Here is a 19,951-nt window from a genome sequence, read left to right as displayed (position 1 = left end):
AAAAGAACCCCCTTAACCACATCAGCTGTAGTTAACGGAAGTTCTTTTTTTAAACTGATTCCCTTATTTTATTCCACGACACCAAGCTCGCGGTTTTTTTCCTTGAAGCGGCTGTTGTGAGAAGATACATATGCGGCTTTATCAGCTGTCGGATCAATGTACAACTTGGCGCTGTTGAGGGCAAGAGCAGCATCTGTGAACGTACCTGCAATCAGATACAGCTTGCTTCCATACTCGACAAAATCGCCTGCAGCAAAAATCCCCGGTAGATTCGTTTCCAGCTTGTCGCTCACGCGGGCATGCCACTCTCCCATATCCAGTCCCCAATCTCGCAGGGGGCCGAAATCGGATTTTAGGCCATGATTTACGATAACTGCATCAACATTCAGCATCTCTATTTCGCCCGTATCTACATGATTGATCGTCACCTGCTCAATCGTTTCTCCGTTGTTGCTATGTAACTGACTTACCGCATAAGGTGTGAGAACACGGACCGAAGAGGACTTCATACGGGCTACATTTTTCTCATGTCCGCCAAAATGATCCCGACGATGTACAACTGTCACACTCGCCGCAATAGATTCCAGCTCATTCGCCCAATCTACCGCCGAGTTGCCTCCACCGGAAATCAGGACATGCTTGTCCCGGAACGGCTCCAGCTCTTGTACGGTATAATGCAGGTTTGTAACCTCGTAACGGTCAGCGCCTTCAATCTCCAGTTTAGCCATTTTGAGAATACCATAGCCTACGGCCAGAACGATCGTACGCGTCCAGTGCTGTTCCCCTGTGGCTGAAGTCAGCAGGAACGTACCATCTTCTTGCCGCTCCAAACCTGTAATCTGTTGTCCCAATACAATGGTAGGCTCGAACGTCCGTGCCTGCTGCTCCAACTGGTCAATCAGCTTTTCACATAAAATCGGAGTTACCCCTCCAACATCCCATATCATCTTCTCCGGGTATATGCGCATCCGTCCGCCTAGCTCATGCTTGGCTTCGATCAGCTTGGTTTTCATATCTCTCATGCCACTGTAAAACGCAGTATACATACCGGCAGGACCGCCGCCGATGATCGTTACATCATATAATTCCAAGGACTCTGTCACTCTGCAACTCTCCCTATCATAGCGTATTATGTCTGCTTCTATTATAAGTGATAATAATTATCAATATCAATTAAGAAATAAAAACATATCTGTGACAGAGGTATTAGTGACTTTGGAACTACGTTTATACAGTTATTTGGCTACTGCTTTCGTTAATCTTGTGGATTAGGCAGGGATTGCTGCACTATTGCATGCAATGCTTTTTCATTCAGCCCAGTCTGTACAAATTGAAAACGGTGACCTGCCAGCCTCTGAACTCGATCTATGATCTGACCCAGATGATAAGCCGTATGCTCCACCACATGGTAAACGTCATACATATTTATATCGCCTGTGTTGTCCAATGCTGCACAGAAGGAAGAAAAAGCATCTTCAACTTCATCCATAAGCTGTTCTTTGTTTTGCACTGAAGGCCTGAAGCTATCCTCCATCCCTTGCTTGTATGTAATCGTCGGATCCATGAGTTTGACTGCATTTCTACGCACATGCACCATTATATGGTGGACAATTCCTCCAATATTGTTCTGTTCCGCTTCACCAGTGCCCCATAACATGGTTTCATCCAAAAGCTGGATGCATGCCCGCAGCTTAACCAAGTATTGATCGTACATTCTGTGCTTGGATATGATCTTAAATTTATGCATGGAAGAATTCATATGTTCATTTCCTCCTTTATCTTTTCAGGTGTATTTTTTGAAAAAGTCACTTCCGCGGATTATCCAATATCGTTCAGCAGGAGGGACCTCTTCCAAAAAGTTCAGATATTTCCCTTTCCATCCCACCGGGACATAGTGTTCGAAAGAAGCTGGCTCTGGAAATAGGGAGTAGAGAACTTTCTGGTCAAAATCAACATACAAAGCAGGACAGAATTCCAACACTTCATCCTTATGCTGGATTGCTTCATCTAGCGTTTGGAGCATTGTAGTGAGTTCTCCCGCAGCCACCTTATACTCACAGATGTGTTCCAAAAATGCTCCGGCTGTGGTCTCATCCAAAATAGTGATGCCAAACCGTTCCTCCATCTCGGTATTCAAAAACCAATACTCTCTTTCCGTCACATACCAATTCCATTGTCCCTGAAACATGACACCGACAATGATATTTTTCGCATATTCTGGCCATATTTTCATGAGCTTTTGCGTTCCCCTCCCTCACTTACAGCTCGATCCAAAACCGGTTTACACGGTTTCCATCTTCCTCTATGTAATCCTTGTCCGGTATTCCGCCGTTTCGCAGAATCGTTCTTTTGGAACTGATATTATCGGAGTCGCATACGACGAGGGCTTTGGAAATACCCAACTCTTTTGCTTTGCCCAATGCTAAGGCCAGCATAGTCACAGCGTACCTATTCCCTCGTGCAGAAGGACGGATACCATAACCGATATGACCGCCAGCGTTTAACAGATGCTCATTAAGATCATGACGGATATTCACTGCTCCGACGACCTGATCATCTGCATCCACCAGCCAGTAGGTCGAACTTTTAACCCAGCCTTCAGACAAGCCAATTCCATTTTTCTGGTGACTTAAAAGCGTCAGCATACCTTCAAAATCATACGGTTCTATAGAAATCACCCAAGGCACCATATGCTCCTGGCTCTTTTTCCATTCCTCATAAAATGAAAGATAAGCATCCTTCCAGCGCCGATCCGGCTCAACCAATCTGATGGCCTGCATCCTACTCACCGCCCCCTCATTAAGCACTCCATGTATCTACTAATGGTCTCGTCATCTCTACACCCCATAGTTCTTCATCGTTGCTTCCAATGTTTCATCCGTATCCGCCAGCCACACGGAGCTAACCTCAAACGTCCCTGGCTCGAAAAACAATGGGAATCTCCGCTTAAACCAATCCTGCATCGGCAAATGTAGTGCTTCCTTCATATCCACCCACAGTAGTTCTCCCTCAGGAGGATTTTTTAATAGCTCACCTTCCGTTGCTGTAGCCAAATAATTAAAGACCATATATCTCAACCCTTGGTTTGGATCACAATATTCGTCGATTCCTTTAAAAACAATTTCCGTAACCGTTAAGCCTGTTTCCTCTTTTACTTCGCGAATGGCTCCATTCACAATGCTCTCTGGGAACTCTACTTTTCCTCCTGGAGCAATATAACCCGGAAACCCCTTTCGATTGGGTCTGTTCATTAGCAATACCTTGTTTCCATCTTGAATCATGCACATGGTATATATTTTGTGTGTCACTTCTGTACTCAATCCGATCATACCTTTCTTTATTCACATGCTCTATGATCTAGCTTTTAACTTTCTCACCGACATATCTTGGTTGAATATGGTATTCACCATAGAACGATTACAGTCCCTCGTCAAACAACTGTAGACCTATGATTTCAAAGGCGACACCGTCACCCGCTTTAACGTGGATATCACCATTCAATTCGTCAGAATCCAAAACAAACGTAGCCTCTCCTACAACAATCTCCAGACAGTCTATCCCGCCTGCTTCGCCTTGCATCACTTGTTGTATCATTCCTTGAATCCAATAGTCGCCTAGCTTTGGTTGAGGGCGAACAACGCCTGTCTTTTCCGTAGGCCTCAGTCTTCTGAACCCTTCTATACTGGATGGAGAAATCTCAACCGAAATGACACAGCCAGGAATTAACTTGTCCAAGCTTTGTTTATACGGAACAACATACGCATATCCCGAGGTCAGTTCACACCGAAAAGATGTCCAGTAACCGTATACCTTTTCCTCGCCAGTACTACGAATGATGACCTTTTCATCTTGATTTACTTCCTTGATCTGTACGCGCATTTATGAAGTCCTCAGTAGATATTTTTCTTATAATAATAATGTTTAAAGCCTCTAGGAGCCTCATCAATGACACCGACTACTTCATACCCCTGCTTTTCATAGAATTCAGGTGCTTGAAAAGAAAAGGTATTCAGTTGTATCAAAGTACATCCTTTATCTCTAGCGATTTGTTCAATTTCACTAAGTAATTGCGAACCGTAGCCCTTTCCTCTATGGCCCTGATCTACCCACAAAATATCAACCTCCACCCAGTTCCAACAAAGTACACTTAGAAGACCACCGATGACCTGACCTTCTCCATTTTTGAGCGTAAGATTAATCTCTTCATATTGGGTTTGAATATCTGCCGGGACGTGTATTGCATTAAACTCAATCAACTTGTTTCTGACGAAACGAGCTTCATCCCTACTACTTCGACTCCATTGAGGTTCCAATGTCATGGCTTAAATCCTCCAATTAGAATGTATACTAACACTTACTGATACAATCTATAAAATACTAAAGTTAAGAGCCTTCCATCTGGCCACTGTTATTTATTGTAATACTTTTTTATGTTTAGTCACATGATTCATTTTGAATTAAATTAAAACGTGAAAAGCAGGCTCCCTATGTAACAGAGAGCCTGCTTTCTTTTGTATCCATCGTCTGTCTTGCAGGAGAAAAGATAGGATGACTAAATAGAAATATCCAGTGATTTTCCAACCCCCGTGATATCACTGCCATTCGAGCTGCTGGTACGAGTCATTTCCATATTACTTGGAGCGGACTTTTCCATTTTTGGTGTTGACGTGCTGCTGGATTGAGAACTTTGCTGTGCAATCTGAGCTTCAATTTGCTTAATTTGCTGCTGAAGCTGCTTCATTTTCGTTTCTTTTGTATCCTTATTATCTTTGCTTTGCTGGACCTTATTGTACTCTGCTTCAAGCTGGGCTTTTTGCTTTTCCAAACTGGCTGTATCGTTGGTACTGGATGAAGATGAAGTTGAAGTATTGGCAATAGATATAGAGCTACTAGATGTGGTTGAAATATTCACAGAAGGATTCTCCTTTTTAAAAGCTAAGTTTGAGTTACAAGTGTGGGCTAAGCGTTTTTAAGGTATGCTATTGCGCTCTAAAGATTATGACGAAGACGATACAGATTGTTCAAAAATCTTAGCGATTTTATCGAATAAAACTGATACTTCTTCATCTGTTGCATTCGATTCATCTGTGTTTCCCCAAGCGTTTTTTAATGCAGAAATCAGGTCTGTTTGCTCATCTGTTTCTAAAGATATGGAGCCAGATAGAAGATCGGAACTCAGGACGTTTTGCAAATCATTCAGTAAGGATCTTTTTTCATCTACGGTATGCTCTTCTTCAGATGTAGTGGTGTTATCCTCTTGATGAGTAATCTCCTGAATATTCCATGCAAATGGGGGCATAATTCCACCCATCGCCTGCATCATTGGAGGCAGACCGTCAGGTCGGAATGAGTCACCTTCAGGCGGCGGTGTAGGGCGGTTATTCTGGATCGTTTCAGCTACTTTATCGAATAAATCTGATACTTCCTCATCTGTTGCTGTCGAAAGATCCACCCCGGATAACAAGTCGCTGACTGTAGCCAAAGGATTGTTTGTACTGTTATTGATTTCATTCGTTTCAGATAAAGCACTTGAAGACGTCAAGTAACTTTGTAAATCTGACAATAACGCTTTCTGTTCGTCCATAGTCAGCGCCACAGTATTCTGGTCGTATTTGTAGCCATAACTGTAGTTTTCCGTAGGAAGCGGAGCCTGCATACCTCCGGCGTATTCCATAAATTCCGCACTTAATTCGAGTGAATCGCTGGATTTCTTGTGTGTGGTATGCCCCGCGTTATTTAGTCCATTCTCATTTGACTTCAGCGTATTCGAGTTATCGTAGGAAGTCGAAGTCGTGATGAGATGCCTGTTGATGGATAATGACAAAGTAGATCCCCTCTCAGTGTACATAATGTTTTTAGCTGCCCACCTCTCTTTCATCGGTTGTAAAACTGAAGGCAGCCTGAGAGAATGCTGAATGATAACTGAATGAATTCGGACTGTCCCATACTGTACTCCTTTTCCTTCTTCCTAGACTATAGTCAAGGAAAATCCCCTCCGCAGGACGGGGAACCGAGCCCTACTCCAGACAGGAGCAAGTAAAGGGATAATTTGTTACTCTTAGCAGAGAATAAATGAACGCATTTTGAAAATTGAAGGTAGGGGAAAGAAGTATGATCCGTATTAGTCATTTAGTTCACGAGAGACTTATGTTCCTATTCAAATTTTTGTACTCGCCTGCATATGTGGGTAGCGTAACACCCAGTTCCAGATTTTTAGCTAAAAATATGATAGAATCCATTCCATGGAGTGATGTTCATGCCGTGGCTGAGCTTGGGGCTGGAACAGGCGCAATTACCCAATACATCCCGTCTACGACAAAAATTCAACCTAAGGTTTTGCTCTTTGAGAAGGACCCGACCATGCAGCAGAGTTTAAAAAGAAGATTCCCGAATTATCTGTGCTATTCCGACTCGCGTGAGCTTCAGCTTGCTATGAAAAATGCTCAAATTGAACAGCTTGACTGTATAATCAGCGGGCTGCCATTCTTCAACTTTCCACAAGCGATGCGAGATCAAATCGTAGAACAAATTCATCGGTCACTCAGGGATGGAGGGATGTTTGTCGCCTTTCAATACTCTAAACAGATGAAACAGCAGTTAGGTGAATGGTTTGATATTGAAGAAATCAAGTTTGTACCTATGAATGTTCCACCCGCATTCGTGTATGTATGCCGAAAGAAAGCTTAAGAAAGGAGTATGGGGATGGATGTTGAATATTTGATTTCCATTATCGAACAATATGGCTATGCAGCATTATTCTTCTCTCTATGGCTCGGAATTGTGGGACTGCCCATTCCAGACGAAGTTATAGTGATGACTGGCGGGGCCGTAACAAGCATGGGGATACTTCATCCGTTACCTGCTTTTTTAATTGTATATCTCGGGGTTGTATCAGGCCTATCCTTAGGTTATGTGTTGGGGAGAAGCTTGGGTACACCCATTTTGGATCGTTTGCGCCGGAAGAAGAAAATGGACAAGTACATTACTTTTTCAGAAAATTTAGTACATAAGTATGGAAACTTCACGATATGCATCAGCTACTTGCTACCGATCGTTCGCCACATTGTCCCTTATATTGTGGGGATCAATAAAATGAGTTTTAAGCGCTACGCTCTATTCTCTTATTCAACGGGCTTGATTTGGACGCTGATCTTCTTTTTGCTCGGACGTCTCTTTGGCGATCATGTACAAGCAGCAGGAGAATTGATTCATCGTTATGGCTTGCAGGTGGCACTGCTTCTCATCATGCTGACAATTATATTTTTTATAATGAAATTCGTGTGGGGGAAGAAAACAACGGAGGATTAGCTGAGATAAAGCTCACCAAAGTCAAAAAGACGTTTTTAAGTATTTTATCACTTTGATTATTCCTTATTTATGGTATACTTTTCTAATACAATATGCGGCTATAAAGGGCGGTCGGCTAGTCTCCCAGAAGGGAGGTGATGCCCATGGAGGTCAAAGATGCTATCTCCTTAATGATCATGTTTGGTATGTTCATTTTGGCGTTACTTACCTACATGAAAAAGAAATAGACCGCCCTGACCAAAGGTAAACGGTCTATTCTCGACCATATCTTACGCGGCCGACTGCTCTTTATGCAGTTATTGTATGGTGGAGTCGTGTTAGCGCACGGCTCCTTATTTATTCTTACCTTATTATAACCGATTTTATTACGTAATTACATGTCTTTGTTACTCGAATTTCTAAATTAATGGATTAATTAAGGGTTCATACTGCGATGAATAAGCCCTCTCACCCTAGGCTATTTTTTTAATTGAAGCAGCTTAACCAGCTTATCATGAATGGCCGTATTCGGGTAATTCCCGCTAAATTGGGAGGAACCCGGACCCATTGCAGTTAGCGCTACATCAACGGATGTATGCCCTCCTGTGGTCCAGTCGATATAAAACTTCTCATCAGAGCCTTTTACGGTAAAAGGACCGTCTTCTTTGGAAATACCTTCACCGGATTCATCCTCTGCATCTTCGCCTTCAATGGCCAAACCGCCCGTTTCATGGTCTGCCGTCACTAACACCAAAGTATCTGGATGCGCTTTGGCATAGTCCTTAGCTACTTTGACAGCCTTATCCAGCTGCTGCCCGGCTTTAATGGTTAATTCACCTTCATTGTCGTGCGCCATCTCATCCGTTCCTTCTTCCTCTACCATCAGGAAAAAGCCTTTTTTGTTTTTGGATAGAACATCAATCGCTTTCGCTGTCATATCCGGTAAAGAAACCGTTGGGTTGTAAGAATTGCCTAGTTTGTTGTGAGCTTGGAACATTTCTTCATTGGCGAACAGCCCTAGTAATTTAGAGCCTTTGGCTGCTTTCATTTCAGCCTGGTCTGTCACATAGCTATAGCCCAACTTCTTCGCTTGTTCCACCAAATTTCCTTGAGTTCCCTTACTAGCTTCCTCAGGATCTTCTGTCGGTGCATCTGGATGTTTGCCTGCTGTTCCTGCAGGGTACCAGAAATCCTCACCCCCGCCCAGAATCACATCCAGCTTGCTTTTCTCAATATACTGCTTGGCAATCTCGCTTTGAGCAGAACGCTTCTCAACATGCGCACCAAAGGCAGCGCCCGTCGCATCTGTCACTTGGCTTGTCGTCACTACTCCTGTAGATATGCCTGCTTTTTTAGCCAGCTCCATAATGGTTGTCACTGGTTTTTTATTCAAATCCATTCCGATCGCGCCGTTATACGTTTTCACACCTGTTGCAATGGCAGTCGCAGCGGCGGCAGAATCTGTAACCAGGTTGTCCCCTGAACTCGTGCTAACCAGGCCTGTTACAGGCATCTTGTCCATTTCAAGCAATCCCGATTTTCCAACCGTTGCTAAGCGAATCGCGTTACGACTGGCTTCTCCCATACCATCACCGATAAAAAGAATGACGTTTTTAGGAGTATCCGCTTTAGCTGATACAGCCTTCTGTGCCTTGGACTCTGCGACAGTGGACTTCGTAGGAGCCGCGGCTGCAAAAGCTTTAGGGATATCAGCAGATAATAAGGGTACAGTCAAAACAGTCACAGCACTCAACGCAAGGATACTCTTTTTCATGGAACGCTTTTTCACAAGGTCACACTCCAATAAATTTAATATTCATATATGATAAATTCATCATATATTGGTTTTGTAAAAAATCGTAAAGCACTAGGTTTCCCGAATGTAAAAAATTGAAGTGGTCATCTATATTTTATAAAAAAAGAAGACATCGACTCCTGATATTCCAAGAGTTGATGTCTTCTGGTGTTTATATTAAATCGCGGCGATATTTTTGCCGATGGGCATGGTGTAGTATAGCGGTTTTTGCTGTCCGTTTTGCTGATAAACTACAAGCAACAGTGTGCGGCCTTCGGCTGTTAATGGGCTACCACCACTCAGGATATGATCCAGACTGAACGGCAGGACATCCAGCACAGCGTGCTTTTGCAGTTCCTTTTCACCCAGCTTCAAGGAAGCAAAGGCTGGGATCATCTCGCGGTATGGCTGCGGCTGTTGGCTAGCCACATCCATCTCACCCGTGCTTTCCTCGCCCACATCTGCCACCGCAGGTGACAACAGCGCATCCGGGTGCTGAAGGGCCATTTTCATATAGCTGGACCAATCGTCCTTCTTCAGGGTATGTTCCCACCAGATTTTACGCGGCTTATATTTATGGTTTAAGAAATAATCAAGCTTCATCAGCCCAAGTACCATTTCCATTCGCTTGGTTCCCCGCGATTCCAAAAAGGACTGGAGACGCGTAAACAGGTCTTCGAGCTGATGTCCGATTTTTTGCCAGCCCTGTCCTTCCCAGTAGTCTCCAAATTCCTGAAAGAAATCAAAGGCGGACGAGAATTCACGCTCAATCAGGTAGCTCACCGTATGGTCCATACGATGAGAGTTCCAGTATTTCTCCAATACATCTTCCAAGCGTTTGAGCCTCACAATATCGGCAAAGGAAAGGACGTCATTGCTCAACATTTCATACGGCGCAACATCCATATAGGTATAGTTATACTTATCGGCGTCAATGCGCAGACCTGTACCACGCAGCATTTTGAGAAAGCCAAGCTGAAGCTCTTCTGGACCAAGCGCAAAAACGTCATTAAACGTTTTACGGAATGTATTGTAGTCCTCCAATGGCAATCCGGCGATCAGATCCAGATGCTGGTCGATTTTACCGCTTTGCTTGACCTTTGTAACGGTGCGTGAAAGCTTGGCAAAGTTCTGGCGGCGCTTAACCAGTTCATTGGTGGGATCATTCGTTGATTGGACACCGATCTCAAAGCGAAATACCCCCGGTGGTGCATTCTCCGCCAAATAATCCAACACCTCGGGACGCATAATATCTGCCGTAATCTCAAACTGGAAGACACAGCCACGGTGATTTTCAATCAAAAACTTGAACATTTCCAGTGCATAATCGCGTTTAATATTAAAGGTTCGGTCCACAAATTTAATCAATTTAGCCCCATTGTCAATCAGATACAGAATATCCGACTTAGTGCGCTCAATATCGTAATAACGCACCCCGACCTCAATGCTGGACAAACAAAATTGGCAACTGAACGGACAGCCCCGGCTCGTTTCAAAATAGACAACCCGTTTCCCGAGCTCCGGGATATCCTCTGCAAAACGATATGGAGACGGCAGCTCGTTCAAGTCCGCTTTAGGGCGACCCGGCATGATAATAACCTCTTCTCCCTTACGGTAAGCCAGTCCATATACAAAATGAAACTTGCGATCTCCTTCCAGTTCCTGCAGCAGTTGATGGAAGGTTTCCTCTCCCTCACCAACAACAATAAAATCCACATTCGCCAAGCGCTTCATCCAGTGCTCCGTATCGTAAGATACCTCCGGGCCACCCAAAACAATTTTGACCTCGGGCATAATCTTTTTCAACACATCAATGACTTTAATCGTCTCTTCAATGTTCCAAATATAACAGGAAAAACCGATGACATCTGCTCCCCGTTGAAACAGATCAGATACGATGTTCATCACCGGGTCCTTAATTGTATACTCCGCCAGCTCGATATCAAAATCCTTTTCACTGTAGGCTTTGAGGCATCGGATGGCCAGTGAGGTATGAATATATTTTGCGTTTAATGTTGATAAAATGACTTTCATAGGTCACAACCTTCTATAAGTTTGCATGGACTCTTATATCCTTAGTATAGCTATTCAAAATCCTCGTACACATCGTCTGCAAAAATCTCATCCTCGCTCACCATTCCGCCGGTATTCCCCTGATTTTGAAAGAAATCAAGAAACGGCTTGCCATACTTGCGGAACTTCACTTCACCAACACCCTTGATCCGCAGCATGTCTGCTTCGGATTGCGGACTCGCTACGCTCATCTCTCGCAGCGTGGCATCATTGAAGATGATATAAGACGGTACATGCTCCTGAGCGGCCAGATCGCGACGGATTAAGCGCAATTGCTCAAACACAGTTTCGTTGACCGCAGCAGGATAGGTGTCGCGTCCCTTTCGTCCACGTGATCCCGCTCCCCCTGCTAAAGCAGTGGCATGCCGCACCACACGCTGCATGACTTCTCGCTGACCTCTCAGCACTTCAGCAGCAAGCTGTTGCAAGCGTACGACCGGATACTGCCCCTCGGACAGCATCAGATAGCCTTCCGACACAAGAACATTGATAATCTCAGCAATTTCTTTCTCCGTTCGGTTGCCCATCACGCCATAGGTTGGCAGGCTGTCAAAACCATACTGCAGCACTTTTTTGTTACGCGAGCCTTTCAACACTGAGGCCACCATGGAAACCCCATACCTCTCCCGCATACGATGAATGCACGAAAAAATCTTTTGCGCATCTATGGTCATATCGACCAGTTCCCGCTCGTCAGTACATGAACTGCATATGCCGCAGGCTTCATGCTCCTCCGCTTCTCCGAAATACTCCAGCTGTGCTGAACGTAGACAGCGAGTCGTGTAACAATAGTCAACCATCTGCTGGAGCTTACGGTAGTCGTTGCGCTTGCGGTCTTCATCCTGTGGATTTTGCTCAATCAGGAACTTCTGGGTCACAATATCTTGCGGTCCGAACAGCAAAATACATTGACTCGGGTCGCCATCACGTCCTGCGCGTCCCGCTTCTTGTACGTACGCCTCCATATTTTTAGGCATATTGTAATGAATGACATAGCGTACGTTTGATTTATCTATCCCCATACCGAAGGCATTGGTTGCGACAATGACACGGATATCGTCGTACAGAAACCCTTCCTGGCTATCTGCACGTTCCTGATCTGTCATTCCTGCATGATAACGTCCGGCTGCCATGCCAGCGTCGCGCAGGCGTTGATATAAATCATCCACGTCCTTACGTGTCGCCGCATAAATAATGCCCGATTCACCCTCATGTTCACGGGCATAATTCAGTAAAAAGCTGCGTTTGTCCTCCCCTCGCAGCACACTGAACGCCAAATTCGGCCTCCCAAGCCCCGTAACGAACGTTTCCGGTGAGCGCAAACGAAGCAGGCGTACGATGTCATCCATAACCTGTGGTGTAGCCGTCGCCGTAAACGCAGCTACGATTGGACGTTCATATAGCCCGTCCACGAATGGAGCCACAGCCAGATAGCTGGTACGAAAATCATGACCCCACTGGGATACGCAGTGAGCCTCATCTACCGCAACGCAGGAAATCGGTAACTGAGCCATCTCATCACGGAACCAATCCAGTTCCAGTCGTTCAGGGGCGACATACAGCAACTTCAAATCTCCGTTCCGTGCGGCGCGTATACGGTCATTGACTTCTCGACCGCTCAACGTGCTATTAATGTAGGCAGCTGCAATCCCCATCGTGGTCAGCGCATCCACCTGGTCTTTCATTAACGAGATCAGTGGTGACACAACAATGGTCAGCCCCTCATGCAACAACGCGGGAATCTGGTAGCATATCGATTTTCCGCCACCTGTCGGCATGATGCCCAGCGTATCGTTGCCTTCCAGCATACTGGCCACAATTTTCTTTTGTCCCTCCCGGAAATCGGGATAGCCATAAAATTTTTGCAGCAAGTCCTGCGCCCGTTCCAATGTTGGTGCTTGTACACTCATAGTTTCAAAACTCCTCATATTTCTAGCGTCCTCGACGCATATCGGCTTTTCTTTCGTTACCTTATAGTTTACCGGGGTTAAGGGCAATGTTCAACCGCTGGAAGTCTGTCCATCGGGTTTTAGTCTCTTATGGCATTCGCTGTTTTCTCATGATATAGTGAACACGGTGCCGCAAATGGTCCACAATATGAAGAGATACGGCTCCAAGAAGGAGAAAGAACCCATGAATAATCGGAAACCTCAAAGGAAAAATCATACAAAATCAACTTCAAACACAAGCCACTCCAGACGCAATCACAAACCCGCCGGAAAATCTGGCTCCTATAGACCGGAAGCTCAACGAAAAACCCATACTTTGGATAAATCCCCTGCCAAAACATACATCGTTCAGGAACCTGCAGAGCTATTGAGCTTTTTAGTTGAGCATGTGACTGGCATGGGTCGTAATTCCATTAAATCGGCATTGGCGCGTGGGCAAGTTTCCGTCAACGGTACTCCTCGTACTGTGCATAATTTTCCGCTGGAGCAAGGACAGACTGTCGCGCTCTCCAAGGAAAAGGTAGCTCCTGTGGTGCCGCTAACCGGGCTGCGTATTTTGCATGAGGACGAAGCTATTATCGTTATTCATAAAGATGCTGGGCTACTTTCTGTCGCTTCTGCGCAGGAACAGGAAGTCACAGCCTATCGCCAGCTTACAGCCCACGTACGACGCGAGCATCCGTACAACCGTATTTTTGTACTGCATCGTTTGGATCGTGATACATCAGGAGTGATGATGTTTGCGAAAAGCGAAGCCATACAGCAGGAAATGCAACAAGCGTGGAAGGAAGTTGTGTATGAACGAACATACATTGCTCTCGTAGAAGGGCAGGTTAAAAAAGACGCGGGCACAATCACCTCATGGCTGAAAGAAAGCAAGACGCTGAAAATGTACTCCAGTCCTTATCCGAATGACGGCCAGCATGCAATCACTCACTACAAGCGGCTTCAGGCCAATCGGCATTTTTCTTTGCTGGAAGTACGTTTAGAGACCGGACGCAAAAATCAAATTCGCGTGCATATGGAGGATATCGGTCATCCGATTGTTGGAGATAAAAAATACGGTTCCAAGAGCAAGTCGATTGGGCGCCTTGGTCTGCATGCACAGGTATTGTCGTTTATTCATCCCGTCACCGGAGTATTGCTGCGTTTTGAATCCGACATTCCTAAAAGCTTTTTGAATCCGTTTCGGGAGTAGACTGGAGCAAAGCACACGAAGAAGAGTGTAAAAATACAAAGAGAAATTAGGGGGCTGTAAAAAAACAGCCCCTTTTTTGTTGGTTAAGCGGTATGCCTCCGAACACCATCAGCCATTTTCATCAACTCATCCCATATGTATATGGGTGAATTACACACTGGACATTCTACCCAACCGTTTAAGTAAGGTAACTGGGCAAGAAGTAATTTCTCATCTATTTTTTGAGCATATTCGTATAGCCACTGTATATCGGCACCTCTATGGTCCAATGAACGGGGGCGAATCGGATAGGGGATTAGATTGCCTGAACTGACAGGGTCTTTATCATAGATAACGAGAGTGTCACCCTGTTCATCAGGCCAAATATAGAGCGGGGTACCGCAATGGGGACAATCCAGCATATATTCGTCACCTGTATCAAAAGTTTGTAGCATATAGGCTACGCAATGATCCCCCTCAAAGGCGGCAGCCGCAGCGAGAACATAGCGCTTGCCGACATCTTCTTCGTGTTCTTTCGCATAGAGCACCATTTCTTCCGTCAATTCTGCAAGGCGAACGATGGCACTTCGATATTGCGTATAAATATATTCTGCCAGGCTAGAATCCACTTCCACCTGATCCCTTGCAAATTCCAACGGGATTTTGGTATGTAAGGGATTATTATTTTTCGCTTCAAATATTCCACAAATGGTATATATATCTGCCCGAATCTCTATATCAGAACTTTTTAGCGCAATGTCTACTAGGTAAGGTACAGCAGCAAAAGTACAAGTATACAACGTATTTTGGTGATACAATTCCTCCCAATACAAGGTGTCAGCCATTTCGCCATCATATCCGGCTTGGAGCTGTTTTAACATTTCTGGAACGTATTGAGAAGAACCGTAGGGGCCTTGGAGCAGAGTCCAGGCCGGATCGGACAAAGCCAGCATCTTTATACTCCTTCCACCGTTTTTCTTACAGTCATGAGATAGGTTTATAAAATGAGTTTGCGATCAAAATTCATTTTAACTTCATAATTCTTAGCTTGTTACGTTTATTTCATTATACGCATAACAGTGGCTGAAGTTGCTTTTCTCATTTTATGCAATGTACAAAATCACTATTTTTCAGGGCCTATAATCATATTCGGTTAAGCTTTCAGCATTATGAAGGTAACATACATTAAATTCATGAATTACGAACCTAGATCTTTTGTTGTACTACGAACCTTCTGCCAATTCCGTTCCCTTCCTGTATACATATATACATAGTCCACATTATAAGCTCTGTTACTTAAAAATTGCTGAGTAAGAAATAAAGTATATTAACGTTTAATTCCCATACATGTAAAATCGAGAGGATCTCAAGTGAATCTGGCTGTTTTTAATGATACCAAATGGGTAAAACATACATGTTCAAGTCTTTATTTTATCCGCTACAAAGCTGATTTTATGAATCGGTATATGAAAAGGCGTGTTGGGAATATTATGTATGAATACTGCGACTATAAGGGGAAATAGCCTATGACCATAACACCGGAACAGCGGATTACCCTGCACGGATTTAACAATTTGACCAAATCATTGAGCTTTAATATGTACGATATTTGTTACACCAAAACCAAAGAAGAACGCGAGGCCTATATTGAATATATTGATGAACAATATAACTCGGATCGACTGACAGCTATTTTAAAAAATGTATCCGATATTATCGGCGCCCATGTACTCAATGTTGCTCAGCAGGATTATGTCCCTCAAGGAGCGAGCGTGACAGTGCTTATATCAGAAGGGCCGATTGTGGAGGTACCGAATGATTCGTATGCAGAATCACCAGGTCCCCTACCTGAGTCTGTCGTGATACAGCTGGATAAAAGTCATATTACGGTTCACACCTACCCTGAATATCATCCAGACGAGGGGATCAGTACGTTTCGTGCAGATATTGATGTTTCTACCTGTGGGGAAATCTCCCCGCTCAAGGCACTTCACTATCTGACTCATTCTTTTGACACTGACATTATGACGATTGATTACCGGGTACGCGGCTTTACACGTGATACGAATGGTCATAAGCTTTTTATCGACCACGACATTGCCTCGATTCAAAACTATATTCCCGACGAAGTGCGCAATCAGTATGACATGATCGACGTAAACGTGTATCAGGAAAATATTTTCCATACCAAATGCAAGCTAAAACAATTTGATCTGGACAACTACCTGTTCGGCTACACAAAAGAAAGTCTGAGTGAAAAAGAGCAACAAAATATATCAACACGACTCAAAATCGAAATGGACGAAATTTACTACGGCAAAAATATGACGTAAACCAAAAATGGATCATTTCGTTATACAAAGGACGATTGCTTAGACTGGAATTCAGCCGGGCTTTCGTCTTTTTTGGATACAAGATCATATATATTACTCAGCTTGATCTGTACAAGTGGAAGAATGTTCACTATGATAGGGGAAGAAACCACTAATTTAAACTATCAGCCTAGATCTTAGACTTGCTCCCGATTGTAAGCGCAATCAATTGATCACTATTTTGTTTTAAAAGACAAAGGAGGAATTTGCATGCAAGGCGGTATTGGCGGTAAAAATATTATTTTACGACTGGAAATTTCCACCGAGCACATCCAGTTTGGTCAATTGATTACGTTGGTAAACGAACATGGCGGAGATGTCATCGCCATTGACGTCATCCGCACCTCTGAGAAGGCCACTGTGAGAGATATTACAGTCACCATTGCTGATCCAGCAGAAATCGACCGAATGATCGCCCGGATTAAAAAAGCACAAGGTGTAAAGGTACTGTCCATCTCTGATCGCACCTTCCTCTTACATCTCGGGGGCAAGATTGAAATGCAGCCCAAGGTCCCAATTCAAAACCGCGACGACTTATCCCGGGTATACACTCCTGATGTGGCGCGCGTATGCATGGCAATTCATGAGGAGCAGGACAAGGCTTTCCGATTAACAATTAAGCGTAACACCGTCGCTGTCGTCTCTGACGGAAGCGCTGTCCTCGGACTCGGCAACATCGGCCCGTATGCAGCCATGCCGGTTATGGAAGGCAAAGCCATGCTGTTCAAGCAGCTTGGGTCCGTCGATGCCTTCCCAATCTGCCTGGATACGCAGGACACGGAAGAAATCATTAAGGCTATTAAGCAACTGGCCCCAGCCTTTGGCGGTATTAATCTGGAGGATATTTCATCGCCACGATGCTTTGAAATTGAACAGCGATTACGTGACGAGCTGGACATCCCTGTTTTTCATGACGATCAGCATGGCACAGCTGTTGTTTTGTACGCAGGGCTGATTAATGCGCTCAAGGTGGTCGGCAAAGCTCTGTCTGACGTCAAAATTGTCGTCTGCGGTATCGGGGCTGCAGGTGTCGCCTGTACCAAAATTTTGCTATCTGCAGGGGCAGTGAACATTATTGGTGTAGACCGTCACGGTGCGCTTACAGCTGATGAAACCTATGAGCACCCGATGTGGAACTGGTATGCGCAGCATACCAACCCTGAGCGGCTGTCCGGCACGCTATCTGAGGTTCTGAAGGACGCAGATGTGTTTATCGGTCTGTCGGCAGGCGGAATATTGCAACGAGAAGACGTGAAGCGTATGAAGGAAGCTCCTGTCCTGTTCACCATGGCTAACCCGGTTCCGGAAATTAACCCAGAGGATGTCGAGGATATTGCAGGAGTCATCGCCACTGGGCGTTCGGACTATCCTAACCAGATTAACAACGTGCTTTGCTTCCCCGGCATATTCCGAGCAGCACTGGACTGCCGCGCCCGTGAAATTAATGAAGAAATGAAGCTGGCGGCCGCAGAGGCCATCGCAAGCACAATCCGTCCCGATGAATTAAACAAGCTATATATTATCCCGGGTGTTTTTAACGAAGGCGCTGTACAGCAGGTGCGTAAAAAGGTGATTCAAGCCGCGATTGCGAGTGGTACGGCCAGAAGAGTACCTAGAGATTTCAGATAAAAGAAAAGGATTGCTCCCGTAAAATGGGTGCAATCCTTTTGTATAGAAGGCTAGGTCTGTATTTCGATACTCTTCACAGCAGTTATGACTTCCATTTAGAAAACAATTGACTGGCACGCTGGGCAAACTCCTCCAGGTTGATGCTGGAGTTGTCCAGCTTGTAATACCATTTTTTGATCGTATCCAAAATCCATGAAGGAACCTTAACCTCGGAGAAACCGGAATAGAACGTATGATACGCCCACACCAAATGCTCCCAACGCTTGTCATCGCCTTCTTTTACATATTCAGATACGTCTAATACCTTGGCGCGTCCGTCTTGCATGAGTACATTCTTGAGATGAATATCACGGGGATTCAGTCCCCTGGACCGAACAAATTCCCTCGCCTTTTCCACGTCCAAAATGACCTGCTCCGGCACCGGAATTCCTTGCAGCAGGCAATCTAGCAACGTAACACCAGATTCGTAACTAATGACAATATACTTATCGCCTTTTCCGTAATAATGAGGAAAAAAATCAGACCCTTGCAAACGCTCATATACATCGGCTTCTGCATCTTTTTTTTCGATCGCCATGTCTGAATACACCTTGAACGCGTAGCCTGGCAACGTATCGAGTGTAAATACAGCCGCATCTGTCCCAATGCCAATACAGCGTACGCCTTGGGTGGCTGTTTTAATGGTAACTGGGTCATTATCCTCCGTACTATATACGGTCACTTGACTTATGATGTCGTCTGCCTGCCTCCATGGTTCTACCATGCGCGGGTCCCTCCTTCTCTGTTCTACCCATTTCAAATGAAGTTAGATTTATAACAGATAAATAGTATTACGGACCAGCTTTTGAAATAGCTTCAAAATAGGTTAGATTCTTTTGGATAACACGATATGTACCGTGTCTAACGTGCGTCTGGCAGGAGCAGCTTTCTTAACTCTGTGTAACTTGCCGCGGTTTTATAAGCCCCCGACACATCAGATTCCGGGAAAGCGTTCCTGTGATTGAACCAAATGACCTGCCAATTTGCAGCTATAGCTCCCGCCACATCATTACGCCAGGAATCCCCAATGTAGCAGCAATGCTCTGCTAAAGTTCCTGTCCGTTCGTTCACTATTTCGAAAATGCGCGGATCAGGTTTAGCATAACCAACGGTCCCAGACACAAAAATATGCTCTGCTGCAACATGATTTTCCAGTGTCATGGCTTTAATTTTGCTCATCTGGTGTTCTTCAAGACCGTTCGTAATTAAACCAACCACATAGCCAGCCGAGCTCAATTCATCAATTAACGAAGTAGCCCCCTCAAAAGACTCAATTCGGTACTGACGATCCAAGTATTCTTGTTGGACATGCACTGCCTGCTCACGGGTAATATCTACCCCGAATTCTTGTAGAGCCAGAATAAAACGACCTTCCCTCATCTCATCCAGTTCTTCCTGCCCTGCTTTCCCCTCCAATAGTCCTCCTTTAGCCGATAGTAAATCGCTGTAATAGCGAATACGGTGGTAGACTTCCTCATATGGAAAACGCTCACTTAATCCTAATACTGTACGTAATGCATCACGTGTAGGGTGCAGATGATCGTACATCGTATCATCTACATCAAAAAAAACAGCCTTCTTTTGCAAGTTCATATGCCCACTTCTTTCTGTTAAATCTTTGGATGACACT

21 protein-coding genes are annotated in these 19,951 nt (G+C 44.7%); 6 read left to right on the top strand and 15 right to left on the bottom strand.

Annotated elements, in window-relative coordinates; translation table 11 throughout:
• Nucleotides 1-68: 68 nt before the first annotated feature.
• From C400_RS0107985 to C400_RS0107945, 9 genes are all read right to left on the bottom strand, one after another.
• Complete coding sequence (locus C400_RS0107985) at nucleotides 69-1,103, bottom strand: NAD(P)/FAD-dependent oxidoreductase (protein ID WP_017426596.1); 1,035 nt, start codon at nucleotides 1,101-1,103, stop codon at nucleotides 69-71.
• Nucleotides 1,104-1,255: 152 nt separating this feature from the next.
• Entirely contained in the window at nucleotides 1,256-1,759 is a 504-nt protein-coding gene (locus C400_RS0107980) for a hypothetical protein (RefSeq protein WP_017426595.1), read from the bottom strand.
• Nucleotides 1,760-1,783: 24 nt separating this feature from the next.
• Nucleotides 1,784-2,233 (bottom strand): hypothetical protein, encoded by a 450-nt coding sequence (locus C400_RS0107975; protein ID WP_017426594.1) that lies wholly within the window; start codon nucleotides 2,231-2,233, stop codon nucleotides 1,784-1,786.
• A gap of 25 nt (nucleotides 2,234-2,258) precedes the next feature.
• Nucleotides 2,259-2,780, bottom strand: a complete 522-nt coding sequence (locus tag C400_RS0107970) for a GNAT family N-acetyltransferase (RefSeq protein ID WP_017426593.1) — start codon at nucleotides 2,778-2,780, stop codon at nucleotides 2,259-2,261.
• A 57-nt stretch (nucleotides 2,781-2,837) separates the two neighbouring features.
• The gene (locus C400_RS0107965) at nucleotides 2,838-3,329 is read right to left on the bottom strand and encodes an 8-oxo-dGTP diphosphatase (protein WP_017426592.1); all 492 of its coding nucleotides are present in this window, start codon (nucleotides 3,327-3,329) and stop codon (nucleotides 2,838-2,840) included.
• An 88-nt stretch (nucleotides 3,330-3,417) separates the two neighbouring features.
• The gene (locus tag C400_RS0107960; RefSeq protein WP_017426591.1) at nucleotides 3,418-3,879 is read right to left on the bottom strand and encodes a hypothetical protein; all 462 of its coding nucleotides are present in this window, start codon (nucleotides 3,877-3,879) and stop codon (nucleotides 3,418-3,420) included.
• An 11-nt stretch (nucleotides 3,880-3,890) separates the two neighbouring features.
• Nucleotides 3,891-4,319 carry a GNAT family N-acetyltransferase gene (locus tag C400_RS0107955; protein ID WP_017426590.1) on the bottom strand — a complete coding sequence of 143 codons (429 nt, stop codon included), beginning with the start codon at nucleotides 4,317-4,319 and terminating at the stop codon, nucleotides 3,891-3,893.
• A 233-nt stretch (nucleotides 4,320-4,552) separates the two neighbouring features.
• Nucleotides 4,553-4,912, bottom strand: a complete 360-nt coding sequence (locus C400_RS0107950; protein ID WP_017426589.1) for a FlxA-like family protein — start codon at nucleotides 4,910-4,912, stop codon at nucleotides 4,553-4,555.
• Nucleotides 4,913-4,996: 84 nt separating this feature from the next.
• Nucleotides 4,997-5,824: a hypothetical protein gene (locus tag C400_RS0107945; RefSeq protein WP_017426588.1), complete on the bottom strand. Its 828-nt coding sequence runs from the start codon at nucleotides 5,822-5,824 to the stop codon at nucleotides 4,997-4,999.
• Nucleotides 5,825-6,111: 287 nt separating this feature from the next.
• On the opposite strand from C400_RS0107945, the gene C400_RS0107940 reads away from it, so the two are divergent.
• The 3 genes from C400_RS0107940 (at nucleotide 6,112) to C400_RS28550 (ending at nucleotide 7,535) form a co-directional block, all read left to right on the top strand.
• Nucleotides 6,112-6,687: a class I SAM-dependent methyltransferase gene (locus C400_RS0107940; RefSeq protein WP_016820631.1), complete on the top strand. Its 576-nt coding sequence runs from the start codon at nucleotides 6,112-6,114 to the stop codon at nucleotides 6,685-6,687.
• Between the two features lie 15 nt (nucleotides 6,688-6,702).
• On the top strand, nucleotides 6,703-7,308 hold the full coding sequence (locus tag C400_RS0107935) for a DedA family protein (protein ID WP_016820632.1): 606 nt from the start codon (nucleotides 6,703-6,705) through the stop codon (nucleotides 7,306-7,308).
• A gap of 137 nt (nucleotides 7,309-7,445) precedes the next feature.
• The gene (locus C400_RS28550; RefSeq protein WP_305954445.1) at nucleotides 7,446-7,535 is read left to right on the top strand and encodes a putative holin-like toxin; all 90 of its coding nucleotides are present in this window, start codon (nucleotides 7,446-7,448) and stop codon (nucleotides 7,533-7,535) included.
• Between the two features lie 230 nt (nucleotides 7,536-7,765).
• Here C400_RS28550 and C400_RS0107925 read toward each other — a convergent pair whose 3' ends face one another.
• The 3 genes from C400_RS0107925 to recQ all read right to left on the bottom strand — a co-directional run bounded on the left by C400_RS0107925 (nucleotide 7,766) and on the right by recQ (nucleotide 13,065).
• A complete protein-coding gene (locus tag C400_RS0107925) occupies nucleotides 7,766-9,076 on the bottom strand; it encodes an alkaline phosphatase (RefSeq protein ID WP_017426587.1) in 1,311 nt (436 codons plus the stop codon).
• Between the two features lie 183 nt (nucleotides 9,077-9,259).
• Nucleotides 9,260-11,116, bottom strand: a complete 1,857-nt coding sequence (locus tag C400_RS0107920) for a B12-binding domain-containing radical SAM protein (protein ID WP_017426586.1) — start codon at nucleotides 11,114-11,116, stop codon at nucleotides 9,260-9,262.
• Between the two features lie 50 nt (nucleotides 11,117-11,166).
• Nucleotides 11,167-13,065, bottom strand: a complete 1,899-nt coding sequence (recQ, locus tag C400_RS0107915) for a DNA helicase RecQ (protein WP_017426585.1) — start codon at nucleotides 13,063-13,065, stop codon at nucleotides 11,167-11,169.
• Nucleotides 13,066-13,288: 223 nt separating this feature from the next.
• On the opposite strand from recQ, the gene C400_RS0107910 reads away from it, so the two are divergent.
• On the top strand, nucleotides 13,289-14,302 hold the full coding sequence (locus C400_RS0107910; protein WP_017426584.1) for an RluA family pseudouridine synthase: 1,014 nt from the start codon (nucleotides 13,289-13,291) through the stop codon (nucleotides 14,300-14,302).
• A gap of 83 nt (nucleotides 14,303-14,385) precedes the next feature.
• Here the strand turns inward: C400_RS0107910 and C400_RS0107905 are convergent, their stop codons facing one another.
• Nucleotides 14,386-15,234 carry a hypothetical protein gene (locus C400_RS0107905; protein WP_017426583.1) on the bottom strand — a complete coding sequence of 283 codons (849 nt, stop codon included), beginning with the start codon at nucleotides 15,232-15,234 and terminating at the stop codon, nucleotides 14,386-14,388.
• 573 nt (nucleotides 15,235-15,807) lie between these two features.
• Here C400_RS0107905 and speD point away from each other — a divergent pair.
• Nucleotides 15,808-16,614, top strand: a complete 807-nt coding sequence (speD, locus tag C400_RS0107895; RefSeq protein WP_016820638.1) for an adenosylmethionine decarboxylase — start codon at nucleotides 15,808-15,810, stop codon at nucleotides 16,612-16,614.
• Between the two features lie 249 nt (nucleotides 16,615-16,863).
• The gene (locus C400_RS0107890; protein WP_017426581.1) at nucleotides 16,864-18,282 is read left to right on the top strand and encodes an NAD-dependent malic enzyme; all 1,419 of its coding nucleotides are present in this window, start codon (nucleotides 16,864-16,866) and stop codon (nucleotides 18,280-18,282) included.
• 82 nt (nucleotides 18,283-18,364) lie between these two features.
• On the opposite strand, the gene C400_RS0107885 is transcribed toward C400_RS0107890, so the two are convergent.
• Both C400_RS0107885 and C400_RS0107880 read right to left on the bottom strand, forming a co-directional pair.
• Nucleotides 18,365-19,045 (bottom strand): serine/threonine protein kinase, encoded by a 681-nt coding sequence (locus tag C400_RS0107885; RefSeq protein ID WP_016820640.1) that lies wholly within the window; start codon nucleotides 19,043-19,045, stop codon nucleotides 18,365-18,367.
• Nucleotides 19,046-19,182: 137 nt separating this feature from the next.
• Entirely contained in the window at nucleotides 19,183-19,914 is a 732-nt protein-coding gene (locus C400_RS0107880) for an HAD family hydrolase (RefSeq protein WP_016820641.1), read from the bottom strand.
• Nucleotides 19,915-19,951 lie beyond the last annotated feature (37 nt).

Origin of the sequence: Paenibacillus sp. ICGEB2008, from assembly GCF_000307675.1 — a bacterium.
Lineage (GTDB): Bacteria > Bacillota > Bacilli > Paenibacillales > Paenibacillaceae > Paenibacillus > Paenibacillus polymyxa.
The sequence above is the reverse complement of the archived record's forward strand: the minus strand, read 5'-3'. Positions and strand labels throughout refer to the sequence as shown.